Source organism: uncultured Mobiluncus sp. (assembly GCF_947087965.1).
Lineage (GTDB): Bacteria > Actinomycetota > Actinomycetes > Actinomycetales > Actinomycetaceae > Mobiluncus.
On sequence record NZ_CAMUES010000004.1, the window covers coordinates 151,126 to 166,375 of the forward strand.

The following is a 15,250-nucleotide window of genomic DNA, read 5'->3' on the forward strand; positions in this document are numbered from 1 at the left end:
ACTGCTTATATACGAGACATCCCCGGTTGAAGTGTGAATCACGTCAACTGGGGATGTCTTTCTAAGAGGGATGAACTGGGTATCTTACTTGGGTTGGAGGGCTTCTGAAACCAGGTATTGCAGCAGCACCATCGGAGTGCGAGCTCGCGGGTTGACCTCCCCGCGAGAGTTCAAACAACCTGCTGAAAACAGGAAATTATTGAATACCTCCACAGCTTCACCTACCGCCTCTGGGGTGGCATCTTGTCCCATCTCATGCAGCAGGTCGACCGCCACCGTCCGCGGGTCGTCTGACTCTGCCCAGTCACAATAGTCGAAAGCCTGTGCGAGTGCCCCAATAATGAGACGCAGGAAAAACTCATCTTCATCGCTATCGCTCAAGGCGAAGGCCACCATCGGCAAGATAGGCTGCGGCGAACGCAACTGACGAATCCCCATCAGCGAAAGCATGACTTGGGGACCGGCTAAGTTAATGAGCTTCGACTTCACCGCCATGAGGAAATAGGCTTGCAAGGAATTCGACAAGGAAATCACAAAGTCATCGGGAAGGTGATTCACGTCCATTGGGGAATCCGGATGGACGGCTTTTATCTGTACTAGGTTGTCATCGCCGTACCGGACAGAGCACGAGGAAACCGCGGAGGGAATATATTGCCCAGCAGCCAAATCGCTACCATCGGAGCAGTCTGCGAGAGGGGTGTGGCTAGGCAGTACAAAATCCAATAAATCCGGACCGGGATGCTGCATCAAATCCATGAAGTCCTGCATGTCCAAACCCGCGCAGCCATCCCGCAGCTGGGACAAAATCCAAGCTAGCGGTCGATTCAATGCCCGTTCCGCGACCTCCACCATCGCGGGAGTAATCGGCTGGTTAGACAGCTCGAGCAGATATAAACCCAGCTTGGATCCGGGTTGCAGATGTAGCAACCGGTCTCCCAGCTGCGAAACCGGCTGCTGGGTTGCCAAGCGAATCAAGTCCAAGTCTTCCACTGTTTCTTGCCTTCAAACACCTTTTACTCTGTTTGCACATCCTCATCGTTGAGTTAGTTCATTTCTGTTCCTACCCTATCCGCACCGCGGTTTTTTTGTATCCCAAATTGAAACCTGGGTCTCACGGGATAGACTGGGAAAGTCAGTTTCGCGCGATATTTCCTGCTTTGCGCAAACCCAAAAATACTATTGAATTCAAGGAGAAACTCGTGGTCATTGGGATTCCAAAAACCGTGCAAGCCATTAACTGGAATGACATCGAAGATGACAAAGATTTGGAGGTGTGGGATCGTCTGACCGGGAATTTCTGGCTTCCGGAAAAGATTCCACTCTCTAACGATATTCCCTCATGGAAAACCTTGAACGAAGACGAAAAGAACATGACGAACCGCGTGTTCACCGGTCTGACCCTGCTGGACACCATCCAGGGCACGGTGGGCGCGGTTTCGTTGATTCCGGATTCCCGGACTCCCCACGAAGAAGCGGTTTACACCAACATCGCATTCATGGAATCGGTGCACGCCAAGTCCTATTCCTCGGTATTCTCGACCCTGCTGTCCACCGAGGAAATCAACGAGTCTTTCCGCTGGTCCGAGGAAAACGAATACCTCCAAAAGAAAGCCCATATCGTGCTGGACTATTACCACGGCAATGACCCGGAAAAGCGCAAGGTCGCCTCAACCATGCTGGAATCTTTCCTGTTCTACAGTGGTTTTTACGCACCGATGTACTGGTCGGCTCACGCGAAACTGACTAACACCGCTGACCTTATCCGCCTCATCATCCGCGATGAGGCAGTTCACGGCTACTACATCGGCTACAAGTATCAATTGGCTATCCGCGAATCTTCCGAGTCCCGGCGCCAAGAGATGAAGGATTACACGTTCTCCTTGCTGATGGACCTCTACGACAACGAAGAACTGTACACCGAGACCCTCTACGACCCGCTGGGCTTGACGGAAGATGTCAAGAAGTTCCTCAAGTACAACGCGAATAAGGCTTTGATGAACCTGGGTTACGAAGCCCTCTTCACAGCTGACCAGGTTGACGTCAATCCCGCGATTTTGGCAGCTTTGTCGCCCGCAGCCGATGAAAACCATGACTTCTTCTCCGGTTCGGGTTCCTCCTACGCCATTGGCACTGCCGAGGAAACCGAGGACGCCGACTGGGAGTTCTAGACTTCTTCAAGATTGAATCCAACCGTTAGTCCACGCTACTTCCCGGTTGGGAGTATTCTTGTTAGCAGTAGGCCGTTTCCGTACTGTCGCGGATACGGTGTGCATTTACTTTGTGAATGTTCTTCTACGTCTAGCGTTCAAATTTGATAGAATGCAGTGTTTAATATCAACGTAATCGAGGTGTAATACTTGTCTCGCCAAATTATCTTGTCCCAAGAGGCCGTGGAAGCCGGTCTGTGGTATGTGCTTTCTCTGCGTTATCAGGACGAAATCGATCGCGAGCTGAAACAGTTTCCAGCCGACATGATTGATTACTGGGCGGCCAAGCTAAAGATTAACTCTCAAATGAAGACTGAACTGGCTGAGGTTCTGGCCGAGGAATGCGAGGTCGTTAAGACCCAGCAGGCGGCCGACAAGGAACTCGGCGCGGAAAAGGAAAACTACATTTTTCCGTCCATTGATGAGGTCTGGCCGCGTATCGTGCTGGCCAAGAAGCGTGCGCATGACCATCAGGAAACCACCATCCCCGCTGCAGTCTATGAGCGGCTGCGTACCCAAGACATCACCAGTCGAGGGGTGCATTCTTCACAGGGCATGGTGCGCTGGCCGCCGACTTGCCAAACCATCACCAAGCGGTGCGGAGGCTCGTGGAACGAAGCACTGCACAACATGGGACTGATGACCTCCAAACGAGGTCGCTCTCGGGGCTCTTTAAAGTTCACCGATGAGATTTACCTGCGCGCCGGTGCCGAATTTTTGATGCACTGCAACGAAATCGGTAAGGGCTCCACCGTGGCCTACTACTGTCAGTGGGTAGCGCGGGAACGTCGAGCTGGACGGGTCTGGCCATCTGCCGCGGCGCAGCGTCAGTTGCGCGGCACCTGGAATCATGTCATGGAACTGGCAAACCAAATGGTGAAATCTAAGAGCTTTTCCTGAGTTTTTTCACATCAGGCGATATCCTGAATGTCGCGAGTCTGATTTTCGATTCCACTGGGAGGAAAAGTGAACACACTTCACGGCGAACGACATCTTTTTCGTCATTTGGGGGGTACTTGCCTGGCGGTTTTCTCGCTGGCAGGTTTGGCTCTCACTGGTTTCAGTCTGAGCCCGGCTTACGGGCAAGACTCGGATTCCACCCCCGCGGTCCAATCCGAGTTCACCTCTGCGGTCGTAGGGTTTAAACCCGGAATGATTATTTCCGATGAGGTTTTTTACAACCCCAACACCATGGACGCCAACGCTATTCAGCAGTTCTTGAACGCGAAAGGACGAGCTTGCCAGCCAGGTGTAGACACGATTACCATCCCGGCTCCCCAAGATCAGCCAGATGCTCAGCCCACCACGCAAGAAATCACCATTCCTTGCCTCAAAGACTACGTCTTGGACACCCCGGATCGTCCGGCTGATGCCTATTGCCGTGGTGCCTATCAAGGAGCCGAAGGCGAGAGCGCCGCGCAAATCATCTGGAAAGTCAGCCAGGCTTGCCAGATCAACCCCCAGGTATTACTGGTAACTCTACAAAAAGAACAGAGCCTGATTACCGCTTCGGATAAGGCTTTGAAACTGTCGCGATACCAGAAGGCTATGGGGTACGGCTGCCCGGATACGGCCCCGTGCGACACCCAGTACTACGGATTCTTTAACCAGGTTTATCAAGCTGCACACCGTTTCCAGTACTACCAAAAGCATCCGACAAAATTCCGTCATCGTGCCGGGCGAGTCAATGACCTGCTGTATCACCCGTCTCGGAATCAGGATGGCTCCTACAAGTGCGGAACTGCTCCAATTTTCATTGAAAACCAAGCGACCGCGGGGCTGTACAACTACACTCCTTACACACCGAATGAGGCGGCCCTAGCCGCCGGAGGTGGCCTGGGAGACAAGTGCTCCAGCTACGGAAACCGCAACTTTTATCGGTTCTTTACGTCCTGGTTTGGTTCTGCCGGTACGTCTAATGCGATTCCCTCGCTGCGGATTTCGGGCGCTAGTCGAATTGAGACCGCTGCGGGAATCTCAGCTCGGGCTTTTCCCGGTGGTTCGCAACGGGTTTATTTAGCTCGTGCAGATATGCCCATTGATGCTTTAGCGGGCGGGATTCTGCCTGATGGTCCGGTGTTGCTGGTTCCCATCAACGGTCCCATTCCCTCTGCAGTTACTCGGGAAATCAACCGGCTGCAAGCCACTACCGTGGTGGCTCTAGGCGGGCCGGGAGCAATTCCTGATGCGGTTCTGGCAAACGCGGCGCAAGGGCGTCAAACTTCGCGAATCTTCGGTCCAGATCGATACGCCACAGCTATCGCGATTTCACATCACGCGTTCCCACAGGGCGCCAAGCGGATTTATATTGCCGATGGCGTGGGGGCTAACGGTGCGGGTTCTCCCGATGCGGTCGTTGGGGGAACTCTGAGCGATGGTCCGGTTTTGATAGTCAACCCACGCAGTCCTGAGACGTGGAAGTACGTCGCTTCTGAAGTTTCTGACCTACATGTTTCCGAAGTCGTTGGTTTGGGTGGGTCCGGTATCCTCCCGCAGGAGGCCCTCACTACGATTGCGGCTCAATCGGGAGCGAACGTCTCCCGTCTGGCTGGGGCGGATCGTTACGGTACCGCGGCTGCTATCTCAGCTCATGCCTATCCCGCGATAGCGCGGCTAGATGAGACCGGTGCGCCAACCGTGAGCGATTATGTCGCTTACATTGCTCGCGGCGATAACTTTGCGGATGCATTGGTGGCTGGAGCTTTGCGAGACGGTCCGGTGCTGCTGGTACCTTCCCGTACCAACCAAGCCCCCGCTCCGGTGGCGAACTATCTGGGCAGCTTACATCCCAACACGATTATTGCTCTGGGCGGTTTAGGAGCGGTGCATCCCGACACCGTTGAAGCTGTGGTAGCTGCGACCAAGTCGGGTTTACAATAACAATTTCAACCGTAACCGGTTAACCTGGTTCACTTACGCAGGCAGGTTCCAAATGCGGTCTGCCCGCGCTCGAGAACTCTGGACCAGCAGCCGGTTCGGTTCGTCAACCCGCTGCACCCAAGCGAGCGCCTGTTCCGGGGTTCTGCCGTGATGCGTGTGGCGAGCGACTAGGCGAGCCTGCGTTACCTCCGGCGAAGCCTCCAGGTAAATCAACAGGTCGATTGCCTCGCGAACCAGGGACCAGGCCCCGTCTTGCAGTGCCAGGTAGTTGCCTTCCGTAAGTACCACGCCTTCTCGTTCGACTTTGTAACGTGCCGCGATAGCTTGACCAAGCTGACGGTCGTATCCGGGAGCGTACACCACCGTTTTGGCATCGTGGGCCCGATCCAAAGCCATCAGGTAGCCCACCACATCAAAAGTGTCCGGACGTCCTTTATAGTCGCTGAGACACTCGGCTTGTAGGACTTCGTTTGACTTGTGGAAGCCATCCATCGGAATGATGCCGGCTAACAGCGGCTGTGTCCCTAAAACAGCTCCGTCCAGCAACTTCCCCAGCCTGGCTACTGCCTCAGATTTACCCACTCCGGGGGCACCGGTAAAGCCAACCACGCGCAAGACGCGTCCGTTGTCAGCCAGTTCCTTTAGCTCCGTGGCCAAATCGCTCAGCAGTTCATCAAGGGTACCTGAGAATGTCTGGACCATATTTATCCTCGGTTCGCTTTGGTTGAAATGAGTTCGCTATCTCTCAGTCTAACAGCCCGAGCGTCCCTCCTGGGAGGTAGGTTACGATGGTGAGGTGTCCTCAAGAATGCCCCAGCGTCCCTCCCGGGGAGCCTACCCGTCAGCGGGCGCTTCCGTACGAGTGAAGCGACGCAAGGGTGGGTTTTTTCGTGCCCTCCTGGTGATTTTGGGTCTAGCCATGGTCGCACTAGGTTTGGGCGCGGCTTTGGCTGCGGCGGGGATTCATTTTTTGGCCAATACTGAGGAACCGGCTTCTCCAACGGCGACCCGTCCCGCGGCTCCCGCCCTTGACTTGTCTGGATTCGACCCCGGAAACATTATTTCTGACGCGGTTTTCTACGATTACCAATCCATGAGCCAAGCGGATATAGAGAACTTTATTCGCGACAAGAACGCGGGGTGCGTGAGTCTTTCCACCCCCTGTTTGGCTGACTACACCGAGGACACTATTGACGTTCCCGCTTCGCCGCGCTGTGAGGGCTACCCAGGGGCACCGGGAGAATCCGCGGGAACCATCATCTATAAAACCGCCCAATCGTGCAAGATTAATCCTCAGGTCCTGCTGGTGTTGCTGCAGAAGGAACAGGGTCTGCTCACGGCCTCTGATTACAACCTGTCCCCTAGCCGCTATGAGGTCGCAGCGGGGTTTGCTTGCCCTGATGGGGGGAATTGTGACCCACAATACTTTGGTTTTGGAACCCAGGTTTACTATGCTGCGGCTCAGTTTCAGCGCTATCGGCAAAACCCTGCGCAGTTCCCTTTCCGCACCGGGATAGCCAACAATATCCCCTATTCCCCCCTGGCCAGCTGCGGTTCGGCTCCGGTGGTTTTGGCTAACCAGGCTACCACGGCGCTTTACAACTACACGCCTTATCAGCCGGATTCTGCTTTGCTGAGCGGGACGCCCGGCGAATGCTCCAGTTACGGAAACGCGAATTTTTACGGGATTTTTAAGGCCTGGTTCGGAGATTCACGTCGATAAATATGCTCATTGATGCAGCTAGTAAGCATTTATGAGGATTTTTAAAGCACCTTATTTGGGCACGGGTTAACCAGGTAGATTTCCTTATTTGAGCGCCGAGATTTGCTTATTTATCCGTTTGGCAGACACCTTTTCAATCGTGCCGAGTTGCTGGGCAAAGGTCTGTACCCGGTACTCCTCCAGCAGCCAACGTAACTCCTGTAAACGGTGATGGGTCTCGGCGTTAAAGGGGCGCGCCTCCGCCGCCCTCACCGCTGCCTCAAAGGCCGTCGCAACTTCCGCGAAACGTGCAGCTAACTGGGCATCACCAGCAGAGTTACGCCGGGCCTTGTCCAATCGTAGGGCGTCTGCCCGCAGGTAACGGGCCAGCTGAGCCAGCCATTTGGCCGACGTCCTCGCCAGGAAGTCGCCGCCTACCAATTGGTTTACATGGTTTACAATATCTGCTTTTGTGGCGGCTAGGGCAGAGCCGGTGGCCCCTCGCAATTGCTGCTCGAGCTTCCCTTGCGCCTGCATCGCGGCAGCAACGTCTTGCAGGATTCTATAGACCCGGTCCTCGTAGCGGTCAATAGCCCATTCTTGCAGTTCAGCCAGGTCCATATCGTCTGTGAGGGAATGTCCCTCCGCCAGGTATTCCGCCACCAAAGCCCGGCCCGCCGCGCTTTGTGCCGCATCTATCAGCGCTGAAGTGGAGGGATAGGGGGACGCGGCCAAAGCCGCCGCTTCCGCTCCTCGCCACCGGGTCGACACTCGTGTCTCCGTGAGGCTTAGGGCTTGACTGAGTTGCTGGGCAAAATCTCTGGGCCGCTCAACTTTAGCTTTTTCGGCTTCCTGTTGCGCCCAGACTTTGCCTTGTTCCTGGGTGGTTTTCACAATCAGGCGGTCACGCAGAGCCTGGAAGTCGTCTCCCAAACCCAGAACTTTCCCGCCGCGTCCCACAATCGCGAAGTGATTTCGCTGGCTTTCTTCCAAAGCCGCATGCATGGCGGTTAAGTCCGTCTCGGTCAGGTCGACTTGGCGAACCGCGGCTACGCTCTGGGTAAAGATTTCGTCAAAGTCGGGACGCTGTTGGGGAGATTCGTTTACAAAACGCTCAAACCGGGGCAGGATCTCGTCAACGAAGTTTGCCGCGGGCACCACGTACTTCCGCACGGATTTCGGCAGGGCTTTGACGCAAGCCAGCAGGTAATCGCGCAGCGCTCCGGGAATCGGCCAATCGAAGCCCCGAGAATCTAGAGACTCTAAGATTGCCTCATCGATGATGATGGTGACCCCTTCTGAAAGGTCAACCGTGTCAATCTCACGTTCCTTGGTTTTCTTAGATTTTTTCCCTTTATTGTGTGGTAAGTCACGCTGATTCGCCGCTTCGGGGGTCGGTCCGCGCTTACCTGAAAATGTGTAGGCCAGCGGTAGCAGGTACTCGCCCGCCGGCCAAAAATCGGGGAATTGGTCGGCATTTTCTCCGCTATCTGGCACCAATAAATCCCAGGGGTATTCCAACCAATCCGGGTGCTCGAGACGCTGATTTTTCCACCACGCCTCGAAGGCGGCTCCTGAGGTAACGACGGGGTCAATACGCGTTTCCAGCCATTTTTCCAAGGCATAGGGATCGACTTCACCGGGAATTTGGCGCCGCCGCCGCGCTTCGGCAGCCATCTCTAACCGGCGCTGATTGTCTTCCATAAAGGGATAGACCGAACGCCATTCGCCGCGCACAATTCCGTGACGAATGAACAATTCTCGCGCCAGGCTCCGGGCCGGCGCCCCTTCCACCACCGTATCCCGCAGGGAAGCCAACGGGACGGAGCGATCCGCGCTGAGAACCATCCCGAACAGACTGACCCGCTCGTGAATCATGGCGCACCCGAAACGTGTGGACCAGTACGGATCGAAATAAGTCCGCGTCAACAGGTAACGTCCCGCCTGTTCAATCCATTCGGGTTCAACCCGTGCCACCGTCCGGGCAAACAGTCGCGATGTTTCCACCAACTCAGCAGCCATAACCCAGTCGTAGTGCTTGCGGCTCAGCCCCGAGCCCGGCCACACCACAAATCGAGTCCCGTGTGCCCCGTGATATTCCCTTTTCGTCTCTGACCAGAACCCAATCTGGGTGAGCATCCCGCTTAAGATGGCTTGGTGTAGACTTTCAACGTCAACCTGGTCAAGGTCTACTACCTTGATTTCCCTAGTTTTTATCCCAACTTCACGGCACATTCCGCGAAGTTCTGCCACCAGGTCAATCCACTCCCTCACCCGGAGGAAATGCAAAAACTCCCGGCCGCACAACCGCCGAAATGCGCTGGAGGACAGAGTTTCAATCCTGTCTTGCAGGTAACTCCACAATTTCAGATAGCTTAAGAAATCCGAACGCTCGTTTTCAAAACGAGCATGGGCAAGGTCGGCTTCTGCCCGGCGTTCGCTGGGTCGTTCCCGCACGTCTTGCATCGCCAACGCGGCCACGACCACGACCGCGGGGTCGATGACTCCGAGGCGGTCCGCTTCGACAAGGATACGGGCCAAGCGCGGGTCGAGAGGAAACCGGGAAAGTTTGCGTCCCAGGCGGGTCAGTCGCGCGGGTTTCTTTCGGGTATCTAACGCTCCCAGCTGGCTCAGTTCCGTCACCCCATCCGTAACGGAGCGGGGCGAGGGTGGATCCAGGAACGGAAATTCTGCCACTTCACCCAAACCCAGGGCTGCCATCTGCAAAATCACGGCAGACAGCGAAGTGCGTTGAATTTCAGGCTCGGTGTAAGCAGGGCGAGACAAAAAATCCGCTTCAGAATACAGGCGAATGCACACCCCCGGAGACACCCGCCCGCAGCGACCTTTTCGTTGGTTGGCAGAGGCTTGCGAGATGGGTTCGATAGGGAGGCGCTGCACGCGAGTCTTATTTGAATATCGGGAAATTCGCGCCACTCCAGGGTCAATCACATAAACGATGCCCGGAACGGTCAAGGACGTTTCGGCGACATTCGTAGCGAGGACTACCCGCCGGTAAGGATGCGGGGCAAACACGCGCTTTTGTTCCGCCTCGCTGAGCCGGGAATACAGCGGTAAGACTTCCACCGCCCCCGGAACTGAGGTCCGCTGACCGGGAGCCACGTAACGGCGCCCCAGATGTCCCTGCAGAGCCTGAGCCGTATCGCGAATATCGCGCTCGCCAGCCAGAAAAACCAAAATGTCTCCGGGCCCTTCCCGGCATAGTTCATCCACCGCCCGCAAAATACCGGTGACCTGGTCAATCTCACCGGTTTCCGCCCTTGAGAGGTCCTCCCCGGTGTCTTCGGACGTGAGCACGCCAGAACTACCGTCATCCACGTCAACCAATGGGCGATATCTGACTTCTACCGGATACGTTCGGCCCGCGACTTCGATAATGGGGGTATCTGGTCCAAAAGCCGTGGCAAAACGTTCGGAATCAATGGTGGCAGAAGTAATAATCACCAGCAGGTCAGGGCGTTTCACTACCAAACGTTGCAAATAGCCCAGGATAAAGTCAATGTTCAAAGACCTTTCGTGAGCCTCGTCAATAATCAATGCATCGTATTGTTTCAGCAGTGGATCGTGGCTGATTTCGGCCAGCAAAATCCCATCGGTCATCAGTTTGATTTGCGTGTCGGGGCCCAAGGTTTGGCGAAACCGCACCTGGTAACCAACCGTGGAACCGAGTGATTGGCCCAATTCGGAGGCAATTCGCGAAGCAACGGTTCGGGCTGCCAGGCGGCGCGGCTGGGTATGGCCAATCATGCCCCGCGTACCCCGGCCTACTTCCAGGCACATTTTCGGCAGCTGGGTGGTCTTTCCGCTTCCGGTGGCTCCACTGATAACAACGACTTGATGCTCACGCAAGGCAGCGAGAATCTGCGGTCTTGCCGCGCTGAGGGGCAAATCGGAAGGGTAGGACAACTCTAGGGACATAACCCACCTATTTTAGGCAAGGATGGCGCAAACTTCACCTGACCGCGGGCAAAACCCGCCGGGATGCTCCCGTCAGCCCGTGGATGCGAGAGAATAGGAACGTGAGTAACCCCACGCCGAACCTTCCCCCGGAGCCGCCCGGTGCCGCCGGTTTGCCCTCAACTCCCTTCGTACCATCGGACTTTTCCCAGTTCCTCCCGGTGCAAGTGCCTATTTTGCCGTGGAAAAACGCGAAACTCTTGAGTCAAGCTCTGGGCGATACGGTCTATGTCAGCTCCGCTTTTGCCACGGCCCTGCGCTTGGAGCTACAGCTCGGCGTGCCCGCCCAGCGCGGAGAAATCGGAGTGAGGATTCCGCTTGATAATCCAGCTTCCTGGTCTGAATTGTTTTGTCTGGATGACACGGCGCCCCAGCTGGTCCGGGCTCTGCGCGCCGAAGTCAGCGCTCGGGAGGTGCTGGCAAATCCCCAAGCTAGCGCCAAACTGCTGTCACGCTTAGCGGAGAATAATTGGTATGGCTTAGAAATTGAGGTTCCGGGAGAAAACCTTGATCCGCAATTGATACAGGTTGCCCGGCGTGCCGCCGACGCTGGCCTGCATCCGGCATTAAGTGTCTTGCCCGGAGCCCTACATTCTCAAAATCAAGGGATTATGAGCGCGTTTGAAACCATATCTCTGAACCTTCTCAATGGCTACCAACCTCGGCGTGAACAGCTGAAGTATCTGGCAACTCAGCGCGTGGTCGGCAAAATTATTGATGCCAAGGACAGCGAGAGAACTAACTTGGAAGCCGCTTTAGAAACCCTGGTGTTGATGCGAGCCAAATTAGGCAGTCAATCAGAAGTTGCAGTGGGAATCGCAGGGCATTTCGGTTTAGAATCCCTCACACTACCGCTGCGCGAGGACTTGGATTTCGTTGCCAGAACTCGCTTGGCGGGGGCTCGAGAAAAGATTTTTGAAGCCCTGGATTTAGCTAACGCGCTGACCCAGGGCAAGACTACGGCGGCTTCCGCTTTCGTGGCTGACGTGTTGTCCCGAGCGGGAACGGCCACTTCCCTTCCCGTCTAGCTTTGGCGCAAAAGGGCGATAAACAGTAGAATTGCCGCGCAGAGTTTTTCGGAGGTGTGGGCAATGTCTGAAGGCAAGTGGCTGTTTCTGGCTGGTTTGGGGGCTGGAGCCGCATTGGCCTTGCGAATGAGTGAAAAGCAAATTAGCAGCGTAAAAGGTTTTGCAGCAAAAATTGCTAACTCGGAAAGTATCACGGATGCACGCAGGGTAGCCACAGAAAAAATGGACGATGTCTTGCGCACACAGGGAGCTAAGCTCATTGACAAGTTGGCAGAGAACCTAAAGACCCAGCTAAACGCAGGGGGTAGTGCCGCTTGGGCGGGCTTCGCCAACGCCGGGAAAACCGGGGACACTCCTCCGGACGCGTCAACCACATCAACCGATAAAGACGGTGTTACCCGTGACAAAGACGGCCACATCATTATTGATGGAAAAATCGTTGCCTAACCTAAACCGGTGGAGAGGCTGCCACAGTAAATGAACTCACAGAACCTCCCCGAACCCACTCCGGAACAAATTAAGCGCTGGCGGCGCTATCTCGCCGAGGAACGTGACGAAGCGAAAATCTACCGCGCTATCGCTAAAAAACGCCAGGGCATGAATCGCGAGATTCTGTTGGAACTGGCGGATGCCGAAAAGCGTCACGAGGATTACTGGCTGGCGCACCTCGGCACTCACGCCGAACCGACCCCACACAGCCCCTGGTATATCCGGCTACTGCAGGGTCTGGCCATCAAGATAGGCTCTATTTTTGTTTTGGCGATGATGCAACGCTCCGAAGAACGTGGCACTTACGATGTTGATGCAGATGCCACCCCCCAGATGGCGGCCGATGAGCACTTGCATTCTGAAGTGGTTCGCGCTTTGGCGGCCCGCTCCCGAGCCCGTTTTTCCGGACGTGCCCGCGCCATGGTTTTCGGAATCAATGATGGCTTGGTTTCCAATCTCGCTCTGGTGGCGGGCATTGCCGGTACAGGCGTGCCGGTGTCGATAATCCTGGTCACGGGGCTGACCGGGTTAGTAGCAGGAGCCCTGTCGATGGCGGCGGGAGAATACATTTCCATCACGTCTCAACGCGAACTCTTGGAATCTTCACGACCGAACCCCGATGTGAAACAACGCCTGCCCATGCTGGACCGCGCCGCTAATGAGCTGAAACTCCTGTTCATGGCTCGAGGTGACAAACCTGAGGAGGCAGCTGCACACGCAGTTTTGGCCTTGGAAACCATTGATGCACAGTTGCAGTCACGCACGCTGTCAAAAACGGCTACTCCAGATGCCTTGGAAGGCACCAGCCAGAGCGAATCCATGGACGAAGCGGCCGCTGTAGACGACGACACCCCCACCCCTTCTACGTCAAGAATGTCAACTGAAGAATTCAAAGAAACAGAGGACTATCCCCTCGCCTTAGCCTTTGAGGAAGCCCCCTCTGGGGAACTGGAGGCGATTGGCTCCGGACCTCAGGCGGCCCTGTCCTCTTTTTTGGCTTTCACCTTGGGAGCATTCATTCCCCTGATTCCCTTCCTCCTAGGATTCAGCGGAATTCCTTCTATTAGCGCCGCGGTTGTACTGGTCGGACTCATTTTGCTGATGATTGGCGGAACAATCGGCATTCTATCTGGTAAACCACCATTTTTTCGAGCCTTGCGACAGGCTGCTATCGGTATCGGTGCTGCAGTTGTCACTTACCTTTTGGGTCTCGCCGCCGGAGGCGCTTTTTCACTGTAGCCACCGTTCGGCGCCCGACTTACCAGCACCCCGGAGCTCCGCTGAACAAAACGAGCAATGAAAGACCTCACTAGAGAATCTGCTGCCGATTTTGGAGGAAAGTTTCCTCTCGTCTCAGGTACAATGCTCACGTGCTGAGTGCTATATTCTCTTTCGATGCCGGCCTGTTTCCCACAACTATCTCGGCAACAGCACCAGTTTCTTTCAATGACCTTTTACCCGAAGTGTTTCGAGTTCTCGACATTACCGGCGTTTTTCTCAACGGCATCCTCGGCGGCCAGCTGGCTCGTCAAAAGCGTTTTGACCTGGTTGGTTTCGGAATTTTGGCAGTGGTTTCCGCTTTGGGCGGCGGCATCATCCGCGACATTATGCTGAACAATGCCCCTCCTGTGGCCCTGACTGACAGATTTTATTTGACCATGGCTTTGGCTGGGGCGGTGGTCGCCGGGTTATGGAAGTTTGATGGCAAATGGTCTCGGCGAACCCTCATTTTATTCGATGCTCTGGTTCTGGGAATCTGGGCTGGCACGGGGACCCAAAAGGCTCTGAGCTTGGGCTTCGACGTGATTCCGGCCATATTGATGGGTGTAATCACCGCTATCGGTGGAGGGATGGTGCGTGATATCGCCGCGGGCAACGTACCGATGGTGTTCGGAGGAAACAGGCTCTACGCCATTCCGGCTATCCTCGCTTCGTGTGCAGATGCCTCTTTCTATAAACTTGGATATCCCCTGACCGGGATGGTAGCCGCGGCTCTGATTGGTTCGACCCTCACCCTCTTGGCTTCCTGGCGCCGCTGGATTCTACCCGAAACTCACGATTGGACGATTTCGATGACTCGCCAACAGTGGAAATCGGCACAGCGAGCCCGTCGAATCGCCCGTGGAGACTATCCAGATGCTAAGACAAAGAAGCTGTGGAAAAACCAGTTTTCCACAGGTAAAACTGATGAAGATGGCGAAAGCAGCGACTCCGGTACCACACTTGAGAAGTGAGCGGTTTCTCTAACTTCGATTCATCTACGCCGGTGCGCCGAGCCAGTATCGGCGACGTCGTGTTGGTTAGCTGCGCAGCACTGGTTTGGTGGACACTATGGCCTGGAGCTGGTCCGAATCTGGCGAATTTTCCCACCCCTGGTTTACGTTGCCCCGCCAGTTCCGCCAGTGCTACTATCGGTGGTTCTCTGCGTGAACTATGCGCTCTAACGGTCCGTAAAGACGCTGGACCCGGTGGGTATCAGCGCGACATGTTCGGAGCGGGGTGGATGGATCGCGACGGGAATGGGTGCGATACTAGGGCGGACATTTTGGCTCGGGACTTTCAATCTCCGCGTTTCGCGGACAGCACCAAGCCGTGCCGACTGACCGGGGGAACCTTTCACGATCCTTACACCGGTAAAACCCTGCAATTTGAAACGGCACCGGGCCGCAAAGTCCAGATTGACCACGTGGTGGCACTGGGCAACGCGTGGAAGTCCGGGGCTTGGGCCTGGACGAAAGCACAGCGGGAGGCTTACGCAAACGACCCGAGCGTGCTGCTGGCAGCAGACGGACCGGCTAACCAACAGAAATCCGATGCCTCCGCCGATGCCTGGATGCCTCCGAACCGCAATTTCCGTTGCGCCTACGCCCGCCAGCAAATCGACATCAAGTATCGGTGGAATCTGACAGTCACCGTTGCGGAAAAAGCCGCGTTGCTCTCTGCCCTGGCGAAATGCTAGGCCAGCA

12 protein-coding genes are annotated in these 15,250 nt (G+C 55.6%); 9 read left to right on the forward strand and 3 right to left on the reverse strand.

Annotated features, from left to right (window positions below; all coding sequences use genetic code 11):
• Nucleotides 1–84: 84 nt before the first annotated feature.
• Complete coding sequence (locus tag Q0V70_RS05825) at nucleotides 85–990, reverse strand: hypothetical protein (protein WP_297589500.1); 906 nt, start codon at nucleotides 988–990, stop codon at nucleotides 85–87.
• A 209-nt stretch (nucleotides 991–1,199) separates the two neighbouring features.
• Between Q0V70_RS05825 and nrdF the strand changes: the two genes are divergently transcribed.
• The 3 genes from nrdF to Q0V70_RS05840 all read left to right on the forward strand — a co-directional run bounded on the left by nrdF (nucleotide 1,200) and on the right by Q0V70_RS05840 (nucleotide 5,087).
• On the forward strand, nucleotides 1,200–2,168 hold the full coding sequence (gene nrdF, locus Q0V70_RS05830) for a class 1b ribonucleoside-diphosphate reductase subunit beta (protein WP_282922359.1): 969 nt from the start codon (nucleotides 1,200–1,202) through the stop codon (nucleotides 2,166–2,168).
• A gap of 189 nt (nucleotides 2,169–2,357) precedes the next feature.
• Nucleotides 2,358–3,107: a multidrug transporter gene (locus Q0V70_RS05835; RefSeq protein ID WP_297589503.1), complete on the forward strand. Its 750-nt coding sequence runs from the start codon at nucleotides 2,358–2,360 to the stop codon at nucleotides 3,105–3,107.
• Nucleotides 3,108–3,173: 66 nt separating this feature from the next.
• Complete coding sequence (locus Q0V70_RS05840) at nucleotides 3,174–5,087, forward strand: cell wall-binding repeat-containing protein (protein ID WP_297589505.1); 1,914 nt, start codon at nucleotides 3,174–3,176, stop codon at nucleotides 5,085–5,087.
• A 33-nt stretch (nucleotides 5,088–5,120) separates the two neighbouring features.
• Here the strand turns inward: Q0V70_RS05840 and Q0V70_RS05845 are convergent, their stop codons facing one another.
• Complete coding sequence (locus Q0V70_RS05845) at nucleotides 5,121–5,789, reverse strand: fructose transporter (RefSeq protein WP_297589507.1); 669 nt, start codon at nucleotides 5,787–5,789, stop codon at nucleotides 5,121–5,123.
• 94 nt (nucleotides 5,790–5,883) lie between these two features.
• Between Q0V70_RS05845 and Q0V70_RS05850 the strand changes: the two genes are divergently transcribed.
• Nucleotides 5,884–6,810, forward strand: a complete 927-nt coding sequence (locus tag Q0V70_RS05850; protein WP_297589509.1) for a hemagglutinin — start codon at nucleotides 5,884–5,886, stop codon at nucleotides 6,808–6,810.
• 84 nt (nucleotides 6,811–6,894) lie between these two features.
• Here the strand turns inward: Q0V70_RS05850 and hrpA are convergent, their stop codons facing one another.
• Nucleotides 6,895–10,728 carry an ATP-dependent RNA helicase HrpA gene (gene hrpA / locus Q0V70_RS05855; protein ID WP_297589512.1) on the reverse strand — a complete coding sequence of 1,278 codons (3,834 nt, stop codon included), beginning with the start codon at nucleotides 10,726–10,728 and terminating at the stop codon, nucleotides 6,895–6,897.
• A gap of 101 nt (nucleotides 10,729–10,829) precedes the next feature.
• Between hrpA and Q0V70_RS05860 the strand changes: the two genes are divergently transcribed.
• The 5 genes from Q0V70_RS05860 (at nucleotide 10,830) to Q0V70_RS05880 (ending at nucleotide 15,243) form a co-directional block, all read left to right on the forward strand.
• Nucleotides 10,830–11,795: a hypothetical protein gene (locus Q0V70_RS05860; RefSeq protein WP_297589514.1), complete on the forward strand. Its 966-nt coding sequence runs from the start codon at nucleotides 10,830–10,832 to the stop codon at nucleotides 11,793–11,795.
• A gap of 63 nt (nucleotides 11,796–11,858) precedes the next feature.
• A complete protein-coding gene (locus Q0V70_RS05865) occupies nucleotides 11,859–12,242 on the forward strand; it encodes a hypothetical protein (protein ID WP_297589517.1) in 384 nt (127 codons plus the stop codon).
• A 30-nt stretch (nucleotides 12,243–12,272) separates the two neighbouring features.
• Nucleotides 12,273–13,523 (forward strand): VIT1/CCC1 family protein, encoded by a 1,251-nt coding sequence (locus Q0V70_RS05870; protein ID WP_297589519.1) that lies wholly within the window; start codon nucleotides 12,273–12,275, stop codon nucleotides 13,521–13,523.
• Nucleotides 13,524–13,654: 131 nt separating this feature from the next.
• On the forward strand, nucleotides 13,655–14,518 hold the full coding sequence (locus Q0V70_RS05875) for a trimeric intracellular cation channel family protein (protein WP_297589521.1): 864 nt from the start codon (nucleotides 13,655–13,657) through the stop codon (nucleotides 14,516–14,518).
• Complete coding sequence (locus Q0V70_RS05880) at nucleotides 14,515–15,243, forward strand: HNH endonuclease family protein (protein WP_297589523.1); 729 nt, start codon at nucleotides 14,515–14,517, stop codon at nucleotides 15,241–15,243. The genes Q0V70_RS05875 and Q0V70_RS05880 overlap by 4 nt, the downstream gene beginning before the upstream one ends.
• The last annotated feature ends 7 nt before the right edge of the window (nucleotides 15,244–15,250 follow it).